The sequence below is a fragment of the Pseudomonas sp. ADAK2 TE3594 genome (assembly GCF_053628675.1).
This window is the reverse complement of record NZ_JBRJGV010000001.1, coordinates 2,809,077-2,825,749: the sequence shown is the minus strand read 5'-3', so window position 1 is coordinate 2,825,749 and position 16,673 is coordinate 2,809,077. Positions and strand designations below refer to the sequence as shown.

At 58.8% G+C, this 16,673-nt stretch carries 18 protein-coding genes, 2 tRNA genes and 1 pseudogene; 9 read left to right on the top strand and 12 right to left on the bottom strand.

Annotated features, from left to right (window positions below; genetic code table 11):
* Nucleotides 1–148: 148 nt before the first annotated feature.
* Nucleotides 149–667 carry an SgcJ/EcaC family oxidoreductase gene (locus tag AB7M22_RS12775; protein ID WP_008013037.1) on the top strand — a complete coding sequence of 173 codons (519 nt, stop codon included), beginning with the start codon at nt 149–151 and terminating at the stop codon, nt 665–667.
* A 167-nt stretch (nt 668–834) separates the two neighbouring features.
* Here the strand turns inward: AB7M22_RS12775 and AB7M22_RS12770 are convergent, their stop codons facing one another.
* The 4 genes from AB7M22_RS12770 to AB7M22_RS12755 form a co-directional block, all read right to left on the bottom strand.
* The gene (locus tag AB7M22_RS12770; protein WP_050562571.1) at nt 835–1,761 is read right to left on the bottom strand and encodes a bifunctional 5,10-methylenetetrahydrofolate dehydrogenase/5,10-methenyltetrahydrofolate cyclohydrolase; all 927 of its coding nucleotides are present in this window, start codon (nt 1,759–1,761) and stop codon (nt 835–837) included.
* A 163-nt stretch (nt 1,762–1,924) separates the two neighbouring features.
* Nucleotides 1,925–2,398, bottom strand: coding sequence for a copper chaperone PCu(A)C (locus tag AB7M22_RS12765; protein WP_454186555.1), 474 nt, complete (start codon nt 2,396–2,398; stop codon nt 1,925–1,927).
* Nucleotides 2,398–3,003, bottom strand: a complete 606-nt coding sequence (locus AB7M22_RS12760; protein ID WP_008013467.1) for an SCO family protein — start codon at nt 3,001–3,003, stop codon at nt 2,398–2,400. The genes AB7M22_RS12765 and AB7M22_RS12760 overlap by 1 nt, the downstream gene beginning before the upstream one ends.
* A gap of 280 nt (nt 3,004–3,283) precedes the next feature.
* Nucleotides 3,284–3,643, bottom strand: coding sequence for a DUF6124 family protein (locus AB7M22_RS12755; RefSeq protein ID WP_454186554.1), 360 nt, complete (start codon nt 3,641–3,643; stop codon nt 3,284–3,286).
* 954 nt (nt 3,644–4,597) lie between these two features.
* On the opposite strand from AB7M22_RS12755, the gene nirB reads away from it, so the two are divergent.
* The 5 genes and pseudogenes from nirB (at nt 4,598) to AB7M22_RS12730 (ending at nt 9,795) form a co-directional block, all read left to right on the top strand.
* Nucleotides 4,598–7,159, top strand: coding sequence for a nitrite reductase large subunit NirB (nirB, locus tag AB7M22_RS12750; RefSeq protein ID WP_454186553.1), 2,562 nt, complete (start codon nt 4,598–4,600; stop codon nt 7,157–7,159).
* On the top strand, nt 7,159–7,545 hold the full coding sequence (nirD, locus tag AB7M22_RS12745) for a nitrite reductase small subunit NirD (RefSeq protein ID WP_454186552.1): 387 nt from the start codon (nt 7,159–7,161) through the stop codon (nt 7,543–7,545). The genes nirB and nirD overlap by 1 nt, the downstream gene beginning before the upstream one ends.
* Nucleotides 7,546–7,576: 31 nt before the next feature.
* A complete protein-coding gene (locus AB7M22_RS12740; protein WP_008013462.1) occupies nt 7,577–8,017 on the top strand; it encodes a CBS domain-containing protein in 441 nt (146 codons plus the stop codon).
* Between the two features lie 164 nt (nt 8,018–8,181).
* A pseudogene (locus AB7M22_RS12735) lies at nt 8,182–8,937 on the top strand (MCP four helix bundle domain-containing protein); the annotation flags it as partial.
* Complete coding sequence (locus AB7M22_RS12730; RefSeq protein ID WP_454188795.1) at nt 8,932–9,795, top strand: methyl-accepting chemotaxis protein; 864 nt, start codon at nt 8,932–8,934, stop codon at nt 9,793–9,795. The pseudogene AB7M22_RS12735 and the gene AB7M22_RS12730, both read left to right, overlap by 6 nt.
* Before the next feature lie 30 nt (nt 9,796–9,825).
* Here AB7M22_RS12730 and AB7M22_RS12725 read toward each other — a convergent pair whose 3' ends face one another.
* Both AB7M22_RS12725 and AB7M22_RS12720 read right to left on the bottom strand, forming a co-directional pair.
* Nucleotides 9,826–10,599, bottom strand: a complete 774-nt coding sequence (locus AB7M22_RS12725; protein ID WP_454186551.1) for an L-iditol 2-dehydrogenase — start codon at nt 10,597–10,599, stop codon at nt 9,826–9,828.
* A 212-nt stretch (nt 10,600–10,811) separates the two neighbouring features.
* Entirely contained in the window at nt 10,812–12,122 is a 1,311-nt protein-coding gene (locus AB7M22_RS12720) for an ABC transporter substrate-binding protein (protein WP_454186550.1), read from the bottom strand.
* A gap of 322 nt (nt 12,123–12,444) precedes the next feature.
* Between AB7M22_RS12720 and AB7M22_RS12715 the strand changes: the two genes are divergently transcribed.
* The 3 genes from AB7M22_RS12715 to AB7M22_RS12705 all read left to right on the top strand — a co-directional run bounded on the left by AB7M22_RS12715 (nt 12,445) and on the right by AB7M22_RS12705 (nt 14,046).
* Nucleotides 12,445–13,350 carry a helix-turn-helix domain-containing protein gene (locus AB7M22_RS12715; protein ID WP_454186549.1) on the top strand — a complete coding sequence of 302 codons (906 nt, stop codon included), beginning with the start codon at nt 12,445–12,447 and terminating at the stop codon, nt 13,348–13,350.
* A 340-nt stretch (nt 13,351–13,690) separates the two neighbouring features.
* A tRNA-Cys gene (locus AB7M22_RS12710) sits at nt 13,691–13,764 on the top strand.
* Between the two features lie 195 nt (nt 13,765–13,959).
* Nucleotides 13,960–14,046: transfer RNA gene (locus AB7M22_RS12705), tRNA-Leu, on the top strand.
* Nucleotides 14,047–14,139: 93 nt separating this feature from the next.
* Here AB7M22_RS12705 and AB7M22_RS12700 read toward each other — a convergent pair.
* From AB7M22_RS12700 to AB7M22_RS12675, 6 genes are read right to left on the bottom strand one after another with little or no spacing between them, the layout of a single operon-like run.
* The gene (locus tag AB7M22_RS12700) at nt 14,140–15,171 is read right to left on the bottom strand and encodes a site-specific integrase (RefSeq protein ID WP_454186548.1); all 1,032 of its coding nucleotides are present in this window, start codon (nt 15,169–15,171) and stop codon (nt 14,140–14,142) included.
* Nucleotides 15,172–15,378: a DUF4224 domain-containing protein gene (locus AB7M22_RS12695; protein ID WP_258700442.1), complete on the bottom strand. Its 207-nt coding sequence runs from the start codon at nt 15,376–15,378 to the stop codon at nt 15,172–15,174. It lies immediately after the preceding gene.
* Nucleotides 15,375–15,848, bottom strand: a complete 474-nt coding sequence (locus AB7M22_RS12690) for a hypothetical protein (RefSeq protein ID WP_454186547.1) — start codon at nt 15,846–15,848, stop codon at nt 15,375–15,377. Before AB7M22_RS12690 ends, AB7M22_RS12695 begins: the two co-directional genes overlap by 4 nt.
* Nucleotides 15,845–16,225, bottom strand: coding sequence for a pyocin activator PrtN family protein (locus AB7M22_RS12685; RefSeq protein WP_258700444.1), 381 nt, complete (start codon nt 16,223–16,225; stop codon nt 15,845–15,847). Before AB7M22_RS12685 ends, AB7M22_RS12690 begins: the two co-directional genes overlap by 4 nt.
* Nucleotides 16,218–16,397 (bottom strand): hypothetical protein, encoded by a 180-nt coding sequence (locus tag AB7M22_RS12680; protein WP_122707920.1) that lies wholly within the window; start codon nt 16,395–16,397, stop codon nt 16,218–16,220. Before AB7M22_RS12680 ends, AB7M22_RS12685 begins: the two co-directional genes overlap by 8 nt.
* Complete coding sequence (locus AB7M22_RS12675) at nt 16,384–16,668, bottom strand: phage antirepressor KilAC domain-containing protein (protein WP_258700445.1); 285 nt, start codon at nt 16,666–16,668, stop codon at nt 16,384–16,386. Before AB7M22_RS12675 ends, AB7M22_RS12680 begins: the two co-directional genes overlap by 14 nt.
* Nucleotides 16,669–16,673 lie beyond the last annotated feature (5 nt).

Genomic DNA, 16,673 nt, shown 5'->3' with positions numbered 1-16,673 from the left:
GCCCGTTCGGGCTGGGGCGTCATTAAACCTTGTTAACGGGGCAGGGCGCTATCTGCCGAATGGCATAGGCAAATAGCTCCGGTTGGCCGATGGCGGACAGCGTTCCGAGCGGCACAGTGTGCCCATCGACCACCATTGGAATCGCGCAATGAAATTCAAGACCTCAGCCATCGCCCTGTTTTTTGCCCTGACCGCCCCGTTGGCCCAAGCGTTGGAGGCAGTGCCTTACGTTTACAGCAGCGTGGCCGAACAGCCCGCTAATGTGAAGGATCGCGAAATCGCCGGATTGTTCGACCAGTGGAACAGCGCGCTGAAGAGCGGCAATGTGCAGAGCGTGGTCGACCTGTACGCGCCGAACGCGGTGTTGCAGCCGACGGTTTCCAACAAGGTGCGCACCACGCCGGCACAGATCAAGGACTACTTCGATCACTTCATGGCGCTCAAGCCGGTGGGCCAAATCAACTACCGTGAGATCCGCCCATTGGGCACCAACGTGGCCATGGACAGTGGCGTCTACACCTTTACCCTGACCGAGGCCGATGGCAAGACCCGTCAGGTGCAGGCGCGCTACACCTTCGTCTATGAACAGGTTGGCGGGCAGTGGAAGATTCTCAACCACCACTCTTCGGCGATGCCGCAAGCACAGGTGCTGCACGCCGGGAAATAGCCGCGTCTTCAAGGCCCGATCGACACGGCCCAATGCCAGCCAGTTAAATACAATCCATGTGGGAGCGGGCTTGCCCGCGATGAGGGCGAGTCAGTCGATATCAATGTTGACTGATACACCGCTATCGCGGGCAAGCCCGCTCCCACAGGTTTTTCCGTGCGTTGTGCTCAGTTCAGCGCAAGGTCGTCCACAGGCTGCTGCCCGCGGGCTTGGGCGGCGCGCTGCAATTGGCTGGCGATTAGGGTGTTTTTCAGCAGATAGGCAATGGTCATCGGCCCGACACCACCGGGAACGGGGGTGATCGCCCGGGCGACGGTGCGGGCGCTGGCATAGTCGACATCGCCCACCAGACGATCGCCGGATTCGCTGGCGATGCGGTTGATGCCAACGTCGATCACCACGGCACCGGGCTTGAGCCAACTGGCGTCGATCAACTCAGGCCGACCCACCGCCGCGACCACGATATCCGCCAACCGGCACAACGCCGGGGCATCGACGCTACGCGAATGCACCACGCTGACCGAACAGTTGGCCTGCAACAGCAAGGTCGCCATCGGTTTGCCGACAATGTTCGAACGGCCGATGACCACCGCGTGCAAGCCGCTCAAGTCATCACCGCAGGTCTCGTGCAGCAGGCGCATGCAGCCACTGGGCGTGCACGGGGTCAAGACCTCCATGCCCTGCACCAACCCGCCAACGTTTTCCCGATGAAAACCGTCGACGTCCTTGATCGGGTCGATGGCATGGATCACCGCCTGTTCGTCGATAGCGGCGGGCAAGGGCAGTTGCACCAGGATGCCGGTCACCGAGGCATCGGCGTTGAGTTGCGCAATCAGTTCCAGCACCTGGGCCTGGCTGGCGGTTTCCGGCAGACGGTATTCAAGGGAGCGGATGCCGACTTCCTTGGCGCGTAGCAGTTTATTGCGTACATACACGTGGCTGGCCGGGTCGTCGCCGACCAACAGGACCGCCAGGGCGGGATAGATCTGCTGGCCGGCCAGGGCCAGAACCTCTTCCCGGACCTCGTCGAGAACCTGGGCAGAGATGGCTTTGCCGTCGATATCGCGGGCAAATGCGGGGGTGCTGCTGGTCAAAAGAGTCACCGTTGTCTTGATTGAATGGGGTGAGGATCATCGAGGCGTCTTTGCGCGACGATGACCCCTCAGAGACATGCAGGCAAGGGGGCTCAGGCTACCAGTTGAGGGCAGGCCAATACCACCGCAACAGCGGCGATCAGACGGGCCGGGATTGAGCCTCTCAATGCATCTTGCTGTGATCCTGCATGCCGAGCGCCCGAGCCTCGGCGTCAACCTTGATCGTCTCTTTTTCGCCCTTGGCGTTTTCCACGGTCAGGGTCAGGGGCACTTTGTCGCCTTCCTTAACCTGCGTCGTCAGGTCCATCAGCATGATGTGGTAGCCATGGGGATCAAAGCTCACCGGTTTGCCGGCCGGCAGCGCGACGGATTCGACCTGGCTCATGCTCATCACATCGTCTTTCATGCTGGATTGGTGAATTTGCACGGTGTTCGCGACCGCCGACTGCACGCTGAGCAGTTTGCTGTCGCTGTCGGCCTGCAGGGTCATGAAGGCGCCGGTCGAATGCTGGCCGGCCACTGTCGCGCGGACCCAGGCGTCGTTCACCTGGGTTTGAGCGGACACCTGCCAGGCCATGCCGATCAGGAAAAGGCCCAGGGTCAGCTGTTTAATACGTGGTGCGTAGATCGAAGTCATCAGCAGACCTCCATGACGGTGAGCAGGTCTTCTGCACACTCTTGAGCGGTAAGGGACGCGGACAGCCCCAGGCGCAAAGTGCCTCGGGAGTCGAAAACGAAGCTGGTCGCGGTGTGGGAGAGGGTATAGGTCGAGCCGCTCGGGATCTTTTCAAAAAACACACCGAACTCCTTGGCGGTGGCGGCGGTTTCTTCCAGCGTACCGTGCAGCGCCTCGAAACTTGGATCGAAGGCTTTGACGTAGGCGTCGAGCATTTGCGGCGTATCGCGTTCGGGGTCCAGGGTGATGAAGATCACTTGCAGGCGTTCGCCATCGCGGCCCATCAGTTTTTTCGCCTGTGCCGCACGGGCCAGCGTCGTTGGGCAAACAGCCGGACATTGGGTGAAACCGAAAAAAACCATCGGCATCAGGCCCCGATAGCTGCCCAGCATCCGGGTTTCGCCTTGGGCGTCCTTGAGTTTGAAGGTGCGCCCCATGATCTTGTCGCTGAGGTCCTTGCCGTACTTGAACGACAGCTTGCTGCTGTCATCGCAGCCGGCGAGCAGGCCAAGGCTCAACAGGCTCATGCCTTGCAGGACCGTGCGACGGGTATACAACGTACTCATGGAAAAAAGCATCCTGTGTAGCGACCGGGAATCTACAGTGGCTGATCAATCAGACGAAAAAAAGCGCACGGATGTTAACAAACTGTTGCGCCATGGCGCTCAATCGATGGCCCGCCGGTCATGCGCCAAAAGGTCGCGGCCTCGGGATACTCTACTGGGAACAAACACCGAGAAACCTGTGGCGAGGGAGCTTGCTCCCGCTGGGTCGCGCAGCGGCCCCCAAAAAAAGGATCACTGCACAACCCCGCGTCAGCAACTCACTCACCACAACAGCCCATACCTACTCAGGCGTATTAATGTGATCCAGCACCCGGTTCGCGGTGATCTCCGCCACCATGATGCTGTTGGAAATGCCCAGCAGGGCGTGACGCGACTCACCCTCCAGATGATCCACCAACTGATGGACCATCACATCGACCGAGGCCAGCGTCTCGACCAAAAAAACCGCCAGGGTTTCGGTAGTCGCCTCTGGGGCCACGGAAAACAGCTTGCTGGGTTTACGCGCGGTGGCTTTGATGTCGGCAATCGTATTGAGGTGATAATCGAGGGCCCGTTCGGCGGCCTCGTTGAGTTTTTTTGAATTGGGTTCGTAGGGGGATATCGGATCGGTGTCCGGTGGGTTGGGCGTAACTTTGAACATAAGCTGGCTTCTCTGATTGGGTGCCAACCCTCCTGCTGCTAAACGAGAGGGAGGCAGCTGTACGCAGGTTAGCAGACCGGGGAAGCTAGCAAAGCCGGCGCGCCCGAAGGCGCCCTGCGCACAGCCACCATCGAGCGAAGGCGTGGATCTGCCTAACTGATGAGCTTGTGCAACTCTCTAAATATCCAACCGGGCGACTAAACCCGACCACTGATGGGCAGTGGCACGGAAACAATAGAGGCCAGGGGCAAGGCGCACAAGCCGGCGGATTCTGGCGTAAGCGTAGGCAACGGCGCAAGATCTTGTAGCTTTCAGGAAGTAACCTTCGGGGCTTTTAAACACGCGTATTCCGGCAATGTTGAGAAAACCTGTGGGAGCGAGCCTGCTCGCGATGACGGCGGAACATTCAGCATCAATATTGACTGATCCACCGCTATCGCGAGCAGGCTCGCTCCCACAGGGATTCGCGCTTAACTGACTGGCATTGCTTGCGGGACTAAGCCCAAATAGAACGTAGCCGCATGCACTTTTACAGAGCCATGCCTGACAGCGTGCACCAGTGCGAAGCGGTTTCCTGAGCTATTCCTTCCTACCACTCCAACGTCCGTCCACCCGCTCGCAGGGGCCTGCAAAGTTGGCTCGCGCCCGATGAGACCTGCGTGGGCCGGTGTCTTTATCACATTTTCCCATCGTTCAGAGATCGGTTTTCCAGAACTGAACCGCGGACTGGCACAAAGGCTGCATTGTTCCCCTCAGGTCCATCGAAAACAGATGGGCAGCCCACTCGATCAACGAAGATCGACTGGCCGAGCAGGTCGTGGGCAACATCGGTGGATCCGGCGAAGGCGCCAGGTCGAACACCGCGAAGAACAGGCAAAGACGCCTGAAACCGAGAGGTTTCAGGCGTTTTTTTTTGCTTTTTTAACCGTGATTGGCTTTGGCTGGGTGCTTACTATGAATTCCAATGTTGCCGCGTTGAACAAACTGCAAACACTGATCGTGATCGGCAATGGCATGGTCGGACATCATTGTGTCGAGCAGCTCATCGAGCGCGGCGCCCTTGACCACTATCGCCTGCATGTCTTCAGCGAAGAGCCGATGCGCGCCTACGACCGGGTGCATCTGTCGGAGTATTTCGGTGGTCGCGATGCCGAGTCACTGGCCCTGGGCGAAGCCTCTCTGTATCAGACGCCGGGCGTCACTCTGCATTTGGGCGTGCCGGTGCTGGAAATCGACCGAGCGCGACGTCAGGTGATCACCGCACAAGGTTGCGTCGCTTACGACAAACTGGTTCTGGCCACCGGGTCTTATCCCTTCGTGCCGCCTATTGAAGGTGCGGAAGGTGACTCGCGCCTGGTCTATCGCACTCTGGAAGACCTCGACGCGATTCGTGCCGCGGCAGCCAATGCCCGGCGTGGCGTGGTGGTCGGTGGTGGCCTGCTCGGTCTGGAAGCCGCCAACGCCCTGAAAAGCCTGGGCCTGGAAGCGCATGTGGTGGAATTTGCCCCGCGCCTGATGCCGGTGCAGTTGGACGAGCAGGGTGGCCTGGCGCTGAAGGCGCAAATCGAGCGGCTCGGTGTTGGCGTGCATCTGTCGCGTGGCACGCAGTCGATCAGTGCCGGCGAGCAGTACCGCTACCGGATGAATTTTGCCAATGACGAATTCCTCGAAGCCGACCTGATCGTGTTCTCTGCCGGCATCCGCGCGCAAGACGCGCTGGCCCGCCAATGTGCGCTGGACATCGGTCCGCGTGGCGGCGTGGTGATTGACGATCAGTGCCTGACCAGCGATCCGAATATCTACGCCATCGGCGAGTGTGCCGCCTGGAACGGCAGCCTCTTCGGTCTGGTAGCCCCCGGTTATCAAATGGCACGTGGCGTCGCGACGCTGCTGTGCAATCAAGTGGCGGAGCCGTTCCAGGGCGCCGACATGTCGACCAAGCTCAAACTGCTCGGCGTCGATGTCGGCTCCATCGGCGATGCTCATGCCCAGACGCCGGGGGCGCGCAGCTATCAGTTCATCGATGAAGCGACGGCCAGTTACCGTCGCCTGGTAGTGGATGCCGACAGCAAACGCGTACTCGGCGCGGTGTTGGTCGGCGACAACAGCTATTACGACACCCTGCTGCAATACATGCAGAACGGCATTGCCTTGCCGTCGGAACCCGCCAGCCTGATTCTGCCATCGTCCACCGGCGCGCCAACCCTGGGCCCGGGCGCGCTGCCCGAGTCGGCGACCGTTTGCTCGTGCCATAACGTCACCAAGGGCTCGATCTGCTCGGCCATCGACGGTGGCTGCACCGACCTGGGCCTGCTCAAGTCGCAGACCAAGGCTTGCACCGGTTGCGGCGGTTGCGCAGGGCTGCTCAAGCAAGTGTTCGAGCATGAGTTGATTGCCCGTGGCGTCAGTGTCGACAAGAGCCTGTGCGAACACTTCGCCTACACCCGTCAGGAGCTTTATGCGCTGGTGCGGGTAGAAGGGGTGATCACTTTCGAAGAGCTGCTGGCTAAACACGGCCGTGGTCACACTGGTTGCGACGTGTGTAAACCGGCGGTGGGCTCGATTCTCGCTTCGTGCTGGAACCAGCCGATCATGGACGCCTCGCTGGTGCCGTTGCAGGACACCAACGACACCTTCATGGCTAACATGCAGAAAAACGGCACCTATTCGGTGGTGCCGCGCATTGCCGGGGGCGAGATCACAGCCGACAAGCTGATTGCGATTGGCGTGGTGGCGAAGAAATACGACCTCTACACCAAAATCACCGGCGGCCAGCGGATCGACTTGTTCGGCGCGCAGTTGCATCAGTTGCCGGACATTTGGTCCGAGCTGATTGAGGCCGGTTTCGAAACCGGGCACGCCTACGGCAAATCGACGCGCACGGTGAAGTCTTGCGTGGGCAGCACCTGGTGTCGTTACGGCGTGCAGGACAGCGTGAAAATGGCCCTGACCCTCGAGGATCGCTACAAAGGCCTGCGCTCGCCGCACAAGCTCAAGTTCGCGGTCTCCGGCTGCACCCGTGAATGTGCCGAGGCGCAGAGCAAAGACGTGGGCGTGATCGCCACGGAGAACGGCTGGAACCTCTATGTCGCCGGTAACGGCGGCATGCGCCCACGCCACGCCGAGCTGTTCGCCACCGACCTGGACGATGAAACCCTGATCCGTTACATCGACCGCTTCCTGATGTTCTACATCCGTACCGCCGACAAATTGCAGCGCACCTCGGTCTGGCGCGAAAGCCTGGAGGGCGGCCTGGATTACCTCAAGGACGTGATCATCAACGACAGCCTGGGCCTCGGCGCAGAACTCGAAGCGCAGATGCAACTGGTGGTCAACCGCTACGAATGCGAATGGGCCAACGCCCTCAAAGACCCGGAAAAACTCAAGCGCTTCCGCACCTTCGTCAACGATCAACGCCCGGACCCGGACATCCATTTTGTTCAGGAACGCGGTCAGCGCCGGCCGATCATGGCCGCCGAACTCAACCTTATCCCTGTCACCGAGGAGAATGCCTGATGAGCCAGTCCACTACCCAGCGTGTCGAAGCCCCTGCAACCGCGGCCAATGCCCAGACCTGGCAGGCGGTGTGCAGCCAGCAGGATCTGGTCAGCAACTCCGGCGTCGTGGTCTGGCTCGACGGCGCGCAGGTGGCGCTGTTCTACCTGCCGAAGGCCGAAGGTCGCACCCTCTACGCCATCGACAACCATGATCCGCAATCCGGCGCGAACGTCATCGGTCGCGGACTGATCGGCAGCCTCAAGGGTGATCTGGTGGTGGCGTCGCCGATCTACAAGCAGCATTTCCGTCTTGAAGACGGCAGTTGCCTGGAGTACCCGGAGCAGCGCCTGCGCGTATGGCCGGTGCGCCTGAACGCCGGCGTCGTGGAAGTCGCGGCGGCTTGATCGCCGCTCTGAACCGTATCGGAGAACGTTGATGAAGACAGCCGCACAGTTGCTCAAACTGAAAGTCGTGCAAAACCAGCAGGTGCACAGCATCGCACCGGACCGGATGGTGCTCGACGCCCTGAAAATGATGGCCGAGAAGAACGTCGGCGCGTTGCCCGTCATCGAAGACGGGCAGGTGGTCGGCGTCATCAGCGAGCGCGACTATGCGCGCAAGGTGGTGCTACAGGGACGATCTTCGGTCGGCACGCCGGTGCGCGAGATCATGAGTGCACCGGTGGTGACCGCCGACAGTCAGCAGAGCATCGAGCGCTGCATGGCGGTCATGACCGACAGTCATTTACGCCATCTGCCCGTGCTGGAGAGCGGCGAACTGATCGGGCTGTTGTCGATTGGCGATCTGGTCAAGGAAGCCATCGTCGAGCAGGCCGATTTGATTCGGCAACTGGAGCACTACATTCGCGGGCACTGAGGACGCTGCGGGACCGATCACAAGATCAAACGCGACAGGGCATACCGCAGGTCGTAAAAACCGGCTCAAATGGAAATAAGCCTAAGTAACCGGTTGGAACAGTCGATAAACCGAAAAGCACGGCAACTCAGCCGACCACGCACACGCCGCCAGGGGATCATCGAGTGTCCATAAAATTACGTTTGATTTTGCTGATCGGCACCAGTTTGCTCACCGCCCTGATCGTGAGCCTGGTCAGTTATCTGGGAAATACCCGGATGGCTGAAGCGGTGAGTGACAACGAGGTCAGCATGACCGCGCTGCACAACCACCTCGAAGCCGACATGATGCACGATGCGCTACGTGCCGATGTGCTGTCGGCGATGCTGGTCGGGTTGGGGAAAAGCACCAGCAGCAAGGCTGAGGTGCGCAGCTCCCTCGAAGAACATGCGGCGCATTTTCGCGAGATGCTCGGTGACAACCTCAAGCTGCCGGTCAACGATACCCTCAAGGCAGCGCTGGACAAGATCAAGCCCAGCCTCGATACGTACATCAGTACCGCCGAGCGCATTGTCGGGCTGGCGCTGGAAAATCCGGATACTGCACAACAGCAGCTTGGCTCGTTCAATACCGCGTTCAGTCAACTGGAAGACCAGATGGCCGCCCTCAGCGAGCTGATCGAAACCAACACCCAACAGACCAGCGCAGGCACTGCGCAAGCCATCAGCAGTGCCAACTTCACCCTCGGCGCCGTACTGATTGCCAGCCTGTTACTGCTACTCGCCCAAGGGCGATGGGTGATCCTGAGTATCATGGGGCCGTTGCAGATCGCCAGTCGCATTGCCGAGAGCATCGCCCATGGCAACTTGAGCGAACCTATTGTCGAACCCACCCGCACGGACGAAGCCAGCACCTTGATTCGCAGCCTGGCGACCATGCAGCGCGATCTGCGCGGGATGATCGAGGTGGTTCGCAGCAATGCCCATGGCGTAAATGGCATGAGTCAGCAGTTGAGCAGCGGCTGCCATAAGGTTGCCGGCAGCAGCCAGCAGCAAAGCGCCGCCGCCAGCACCATGGCCGCGGCGGCCAGCGAAATGACCGCGAGCATCGAGGAAATCACCCGGCACGCCGAGCGTGCGCTGAACATGGCCAACCAGGCCGAGGAACTGGCCAAGGACGGCGGTCGCGTGATTCATCAGGTGGTCAGCGACATGGACGGTATTGCGCGTTCCGCGCAGCAGTCGGCCCAGGTGATTCGCACGCTGGACAAGGAATCCGAGGGGATTTTCAGCATCATTCAGGTGATCAAGGGCATCGCCGATCAAACCAACCTGTTGGCACTTAACGCCGCCATCGAGGCCGCCCGCGCCGGGGAGCAGGGCCGTGGCTTTGCCGTGGTGGCCGATGAGGTGCGCAGCCTGGCGGGCCGCACCAGCGCCTCCACCCAGGAAATCGCCACCATGGTCGCGCGCATCCAGCAAAGCACCCGTGAGGCGGTCACCAGCATGGAGGCGGGCGTCGCACAGGTCGACAAAGGCATGGCGGTGACCGCCGATGTCGAGCGCGCCATCCGCGAGATCCTCCAGGCCACGCTCAGCACCACTGAACTGGTCAATGACATCAGCCGCACGATCGGTGAACAGAGCCTGGCCAGTAACGAAATCGCCCATCAGGTGGAAATGATTGCCGGCATGTCCGAAGGCAACAGCAAGGTCATCAACCAGACCGCTTCGACCACCGATGAGCTGTCCACCCTGGCGGGCCAGCTCTCGCAATCGGTGGATCGGTTTCGACTTTGAGGCATTGGCTGGCCCTGTTCCCGGGGCCAGTCAGCTCATCCAGTTGCCGCCATCGACGTTATAGGTCTGCGCCACGATGTAATCGCTCTCGGTCGATGCCAAAAAGATCGCCATACCGACAAGATCATCTGCCGTGCCCATGCGTCCGTACGGTACTTCCTGACCCGCCAGCCTTTTCTTTTCCCCGAGCGGCCGGTTTTCATATTTGGCGAACAGCGCATCGACACCATCCCAATGCTCACCGTCCACCACGCCCGGCGCGATGGCGTTCACGTTGATGTGATGGGGAATGAGATTGAGGCCGGCCGATTGCGTGAGGCTGATCACCGCGGCTTTGGTTGCGCAATACACCGCGACAAGCGCTTCACCGCGCCGACCGGCCTGACTGGCCATATTGATGATCTTGCCGCCATGCCCCTGGCGGACCATCTGTTTGGCCGCGGCCTGCAGCGTGAACAGCGTGCCGGAAACGTTGATCGAGAACAGTCGTTCGTAGCTGTCGCGAGAAATCTCGGTAATCGGTGCGAGATCAAACAGGGCGGCGTTGTTGATCAGGATATCGAGCTTGCCTGTGGTCGCGATGACCGCAGCGATGGCACCGTCGATGGATTGCTGATCGGTCACGTCCATCTCGACCGCATAGGCATTGGGCCCCAGCTCGGCAGCGGTGGCTTGCGCACGTTCCAGGTTGATGTCTGCGATCGCGACCGTAGCGCCTTCGCGGATATAGGCTTGCGCGAACGTTCTCCCGATGCCTCTGGCAGAACCGGTGATAAGGGCGCTTTTTCCTTCCAGACGTGTCATTTTTTTCATCCAATCGTAAGAACTATAGAGACGCCCCCATCGAGGGCATTAAAAGCGGTCGTCAATCTGCGAAGAACCCCTGTAGGAGCGAGGCTTGCCCGCGAAGAACGATGACGCGTAATACCTGAAAAACCGCGGCGCATTCTTCGCGGGCAAGCCTCGCTCCTACAGGTGCTCCCACAGGTTCTGCGTCTTGATTTATCGGTATGTTGCTATTTGGGATAACCAGCGCGTTTCATCTCGCGTTCGGTGGTTTGCTGGGCCGAGGCCAGGGCCTGCTCAACCGGCATCTGCCCGGTGAGCGCCGCAGACAGCAGCTTGCCGACCGAGGTGCCGATGGCCTGGAACTCGGGAATGGTCACGTACTGGATGCCGACATAGGGCACGGGTTGGGCTGAGGGGTGCGCTGGGTCGGCGTGCTGCATCATTTTCAGCGTGACACCGGCGAAGGGTGCAGCCTGCAAATAAGCGTCGCTGTAGGTGGACATGCGAGTGCCCGGCGGTACGTTGGTGATGCCATCCTTCTCGGCGACCAGTTGGATGTATTCCTTGGAGGTCGCCCACGTCACAAAGGCTTTGGCGGCTTTCTTGTGTTTGGACGTCGCAGGAATCGCCAGCGACCAGGCATAGAGCCAGGACGAACCCTTGTCGGTGACCTGCGTGGGGGCCGCGACGAAGCCGACCTTATCGGCGACCTTGCTTTGAGTTGTATCGGTGATGAAGGAGCCTGCGACGCTGGCATCGACCCAGATCGCGCATTTTCCGCTGTTGAACAGCGCCAGCGTTTCGTTGAAACCATTGCTCGAAACACCCGGCGGGCCGTACTGCTTGAGGGTGTTGACGTAGAAGTTCGCGGCGGCGGTCCATTCCGGCCCGGTGAGTTGCGGCTGCCACTGCTCGTTGAACCAGCGTGCACCGAAGGCGTTGGACATGGTGGTCAACAGCGCCATGTTTTCACCCCAACCAGCCTTGCCGCGCAGGCACATTCCATACTGCTCTTTATCCGGCTGGTGCAGCTTGCCGGCGAACTCGCCGAGCTGCGTCCAGGTCGGGTGCTCGGGCATGCTCAGGCCGGCGTCCTTGAACAGGTCGGTTCGATAATAGGTGAGGGTGCTTTCGCCATAGAACGGCAGGGCGTAGAGGGTGTCGTTGACCGACAGTCCCTGGCGGACCGAGGGGAATATATCTTCGAGGTCATAGCTGGCGGGCAGGTTCTTCATCGGCTCCAGCCAATGCTTGGCGCCCCACAGCGGTGTTTCGTAGGTGCCGATGGTGAGCACGTCGAATTGACCGCCCTGAGTGGCAATGTCGGTGGTCAGGCGCTGACGCAACACGTTCTCTTCGAGCACCACCCAGTTGAGCTTCACGTCCGGGTGCAGCTGTTCGAACGTTTTGGACAACCGCTGCATGCGGATCATGTCGCTGTTGTTTACCGTGGCGATGGTCACCGTTTCGGCCGCCTGGCAGAGCAGGGCGGAGGACAATCCTGCGGACAGAAAAAGCGCTGTTGGAATGATCTTCATCGTGTTCTCCGCTCTGCGCCTTAGGCGGCAGAGGCTCTTATTGTTGTTGTAGTCCACGGTGCGAGTCATCGCCGCAACGGGATGACCACAGGATTACAGCAACCCAAGCGGTGAACAAATGAACGGCATACGCGACACTGATACTTTTTTAACCGTGGCACTCGTGGAAAAAAGTATCAGTGGCCGCGCTGTAGCGCGCTAGGCTTGCTGCCTGCTTAGTGTGAATCTGATAACCGCGCCTTGGCGTTTCGAATCAGCTTCGAATCGTCCCGGGCTTCGCGGTAGCCTTGATAAAACCAACAAAAACGGGATCGCCAGAGTGATGAACCATCACGTAACCGCAGACAAGCCGCCGGCGCTTGAAGTCATTCTGAACGAGCCGCAGCACAGCTTTCGTTGGTATGAGCATGACTATCCCTTCGACCTTGCTCGCTGGAACCATCATCCGGAGTTCGAGATCCACCTGATCCGAGAAGGCAGCGGACGGCTATTGGCCGGTGACTATATCGGCGTGTTCGAGGCCGGCCATGTCGCCCTGATCGGCCCTGGCCTGCCACACGACTGGATCAGCGACCTGGGAAAAGGCGAGGTGATTGAGGGGCGCGACGTGGTGTTGCAGTTCGACGGTCAGATGCTGATGCAACTGCGCGACAAGGTCCCTGAACTCAGCGAGTTGCAAAGCCTGTTTCGCCAGGCGGCACAGGGCATCGAATTTCATGGCAATACCCGCAAGGAAGCGGCCCGCCTGCTGGAAGACATCGGCCAGTGCCACGGATTGCAGCGACTGTGCCTGTTCCTGTCATTGCTGCAATTGCTGGCGTCGGCCCCCGACAACGAGAAACAGACACTTGCCAGCCTGCAATATGCGCCGATGCTCGACGCGTTGACGGCCCAGCGCATGAGTATCGTCTTCGACTACATCCTCAACGACCTTGCGGATGAGTTGCGGATGTCCGTCATCGCCCAACGCCTGGACATGAACGAACCGGCCTTCTCCAAATTCTTCAAACGCGCCACTGGCCATACCTTCGTCGACCTGACGCGCAAACTGCGCGTCCAGCGTGCCTGCCGTTTGCTGGCGCAAAGCAGCTTCAGCGTTGCAGATATCTGCTTTGAAGTGGGTTACGCCAACTTGTCGAATTTCAATCGGCACTTCCGACATGAAATGCAGGAGACACCCAGCCAGTATCGGCAGCGATTGCAACGGGTGGTGGCGGTCAGTCATTGAAGAGGGACATATAAGCAAGATCAAAAGATCGCAGCCTTCGGCGGCGACTACGCGCCTATGGGCTAGGCACAAAAGCCGATACTCATCTAGCGATAGGTAGCGTTTTTTGTGGCGCTGAAGTGTTAGGCTCCAAAGCGACCGGGTATTGGCGATCGCGCATCTCGAATTATTTTTCTCCAGTTCTTGACATGCCTTTCGAACCAGTCCAGAATTGCGTCCATTCCTGCTTAGGGAACACGAAAACCCCTTAGATTTCAAAGGGTTGGATACTAGATTAGAATCTTGTTTCCAGATACGAGTTTACACGTTTGGTGTTGTGCTACTGACATCAGATGTTTGAGGCCGAATAGCAAAATGGTTATGCAGTGGATTGCAAATCCACCTACGCCGGTTCGATTCCGACTTCGGCCTCCACTTTAAACGAGCTCCGTAGATCCATGATCTACGGAGCTTTTTTATTTTCGCAGTCCTGCAAGATTTAGTCTTGAAAAGGGGATTTGCGAACTTGCTTCACCGGAGCGGGATGTATATATTTCCCCCTCTGTTGCACAAGCGTCAGAACTGCCAGATCGTTATTGGCCAGTCTTCAGACTGCTTTACCGCGCTACCGCCCGAATGGCGAAACTGGTAGACGCATGGGACTTAAAATCCCCCGCTCGTAAGGGCGTGCCGGTTCGATTCCGGCTTCGGGCACCATGAATATCAAGGGCTTGCATGACATACCTCATGCAAGCCCTTAGTTCTTTTTTCCGCAATCAAAAAAACTTTTCCGCAATTCGCGACCGTCAGTCACTTCGTAGGGGTTACCTTCAAGCCCTTTCGCATTCGGATGTACTGCTCTGTCATCCCAACGGTTGTATGTCCCAACTGGTCCCGAGCTTCGCGGATGCTCCCTGTTGACTCCTCTTTGTCCGTTGCCGCTTTTGCTCGTAAGTCCCGCATCTGAAATTCTGCTTTCGGAATCCCGGCTGCCTCTCTGGCGTCATCAAACCTTTTCCTGAGCATGCTCGTCGTCATCGGCTGTCCAGAGTCGATTACCACCAGGCGTGTTGATCTGATTTTGTGGCCAGCCTTTCGAGCCATGATTCGGTCTATTACGATTTTGAGCTCTCCAATAATCTCGATCCTTCGTTTGGCACCAGTCTTTCCCTGCTGGACGGAAAGTTTTCCGTCTTTTATGTCTCGCTCATCCATCTTCAACGTGTCGGCCACCCTTTGACCTGTCAGATAGAACAGATCCAGTGCATCTCTCAATGGCTGATCGGCATGCTGATAGGCTTTGGCAAGTACGTCGTCTTCGACGTATACGTCGCGACCAGTTTCCTTATTGCCCTTTACCCCGGCGCAAGGATTTGCCAGAGATGTGTAACCATTCTCACGAGCAAAGTTCCAAATGGAGCTGAGTAACGCTTTTTCTCGATTCGCACGAATAGGTGCTGTTTTTCCCCGATGACGAAGGTACTGACTGACATGCTTTGGTTCGATTGCCTCAAGCGGGGCAGGCGGATCGTTGAAAAACAACAGAAGGTTTTTTAGTTCGCGCGCATTGTCCTTTTGGGTGGCATGGGCTTTGGTTGGTACGACCTCCTTCATATAGAGCTCGGCAACGTAGGCAAAGGTTAATACTTCTTGCGTTAATGCCTGAGATACACGGCTTTTCTCCAGTTTTGCGTACTCTAAGATGGCAAGGCCATAGTCAGTGCCCAAGGGGATTTCCTTGCGCGGTTTTCCACCAGTGTCGTACAGGTAGTAGGTTGTTTTGCCGCGCTTTCTTTCACGCAAGCGGGGAATACTCCCCGGCTTCGTTGGTCTTCGTCCCATCTATCCCACCAAGCGTGGCTGCCACTTCGGCGTTTCCGATGCGGTGGCAGTTAGTCCTGTCAGCGCAGAAGTAACGACGCAGGGCCATCCATTCCTTTTTATGGTATGGCGGATACCATTTCGCTTTAAAACAGTGATCTGACCTGCTTTGGTTTTGGCGCCGGTCAATTCGCATACCTGCTCATGGCTTAGAAACTGGATAGTCATGCTGCCTCCTTGCTAGGTCCTAAAGCGTGCCTCAAATGTGCTTGCAGATCGGTGTGTTCGTCGTCTAAAGCCGGCGACAGGCTTCCAGCCATCGCAAGAGCCTGTTCGCGAAGGGACCGAGCATCACGTTCAAGTTTCTTCCCGGTACGAAAGGCGCTGAAGGTCTTGGCCGCGATACGTAGCAACTCGCTGATGGCGATCAACGCCTGGTGCTCGCCCGGGCCGAAGAGCGGACCTGCTTCAAGTCGTTTGCAGGTTTGTGCCAGACGCGTGTGATCGGCACGGATGAACTGCAGGGAGGCCTGAAGCTCGCGGATGGTTTTGGCGCTTGCGGCGCGCTGGATGTCTTCACCCTCGCGAAGGCCGGTCTCCACACCATCGCTGCGGCCCATGATGTAACCGCCCCAAAGCAGCAGGGCGGCCAGAACTATCAGGGTGACGAGTGCACCGATTTGTATTGGGGTCATCATGTGGTGTACTCCTGGGATTGTCGTTGGCTGGTGGTGACAGCCGTCAGTGGTGTGGGGGCAGCATGGCGTTGGCCGTCCTGCTGTCGCTGCATGTCTTCATCAGCCTTGTAGGCGCGTATGTCGATCAGCGAGGCAACGTGGCGGATGTGCGCGTACTTCAGCGCCTTGCGGCTGGTGTCCAATGTGGTGATCGGAAGCTGGATTCGGCCGCTGTTGATCTCCGTCACGAACGATTGTTCGTTGAGGTTGCGAAAGTATTGCTCGCGTACTTTTTCCAGCGGGATCAGGACGTCACCGAAGATGCGATAGAGCAGTTCGACGGTGGCCGATTCGGGCGCCGGATGCAGGCGAAGCGGATTCTGTGCAGCGTTACTCATGGCCTTGTCGAGCCTCCTTGCGTTGTTGTCGTGCCGGGTGGTTCCAGGCGTTCAGGCAGTGGCGTCTGGTCAGCTCGCGCAGATGTTCGGGCACTTCGAGAAGCGCGGCGTTGCGCTCCTCGCGTGTGCGCATGGCGACGATCTGGCGGGCGTACTCCCTAGGCCACGTCACGGCGGTCTGCCGGGATGGCAGGAAGATCGATGTCCAACTGGTCCGCCAGCCAGCGGATGCCGGCTTGCTTGACTCGTGTCGACTGGCTGTACTGCATGCCGTATTTTTCGTGATACCACTGGCCGTCTTTGACTCGCAGGTACTCACAGTCACGGGTGGGGTATGTCGGCAATCGACGTTCGTTGAGCAGACCTTTTTCCTGCAGGAGAGCAATCAGTTGTGGCCGGGTTAGGCCGAGCTGGGTTGCGGCTTGAGCAAGAGTGCGTTCCATGACTT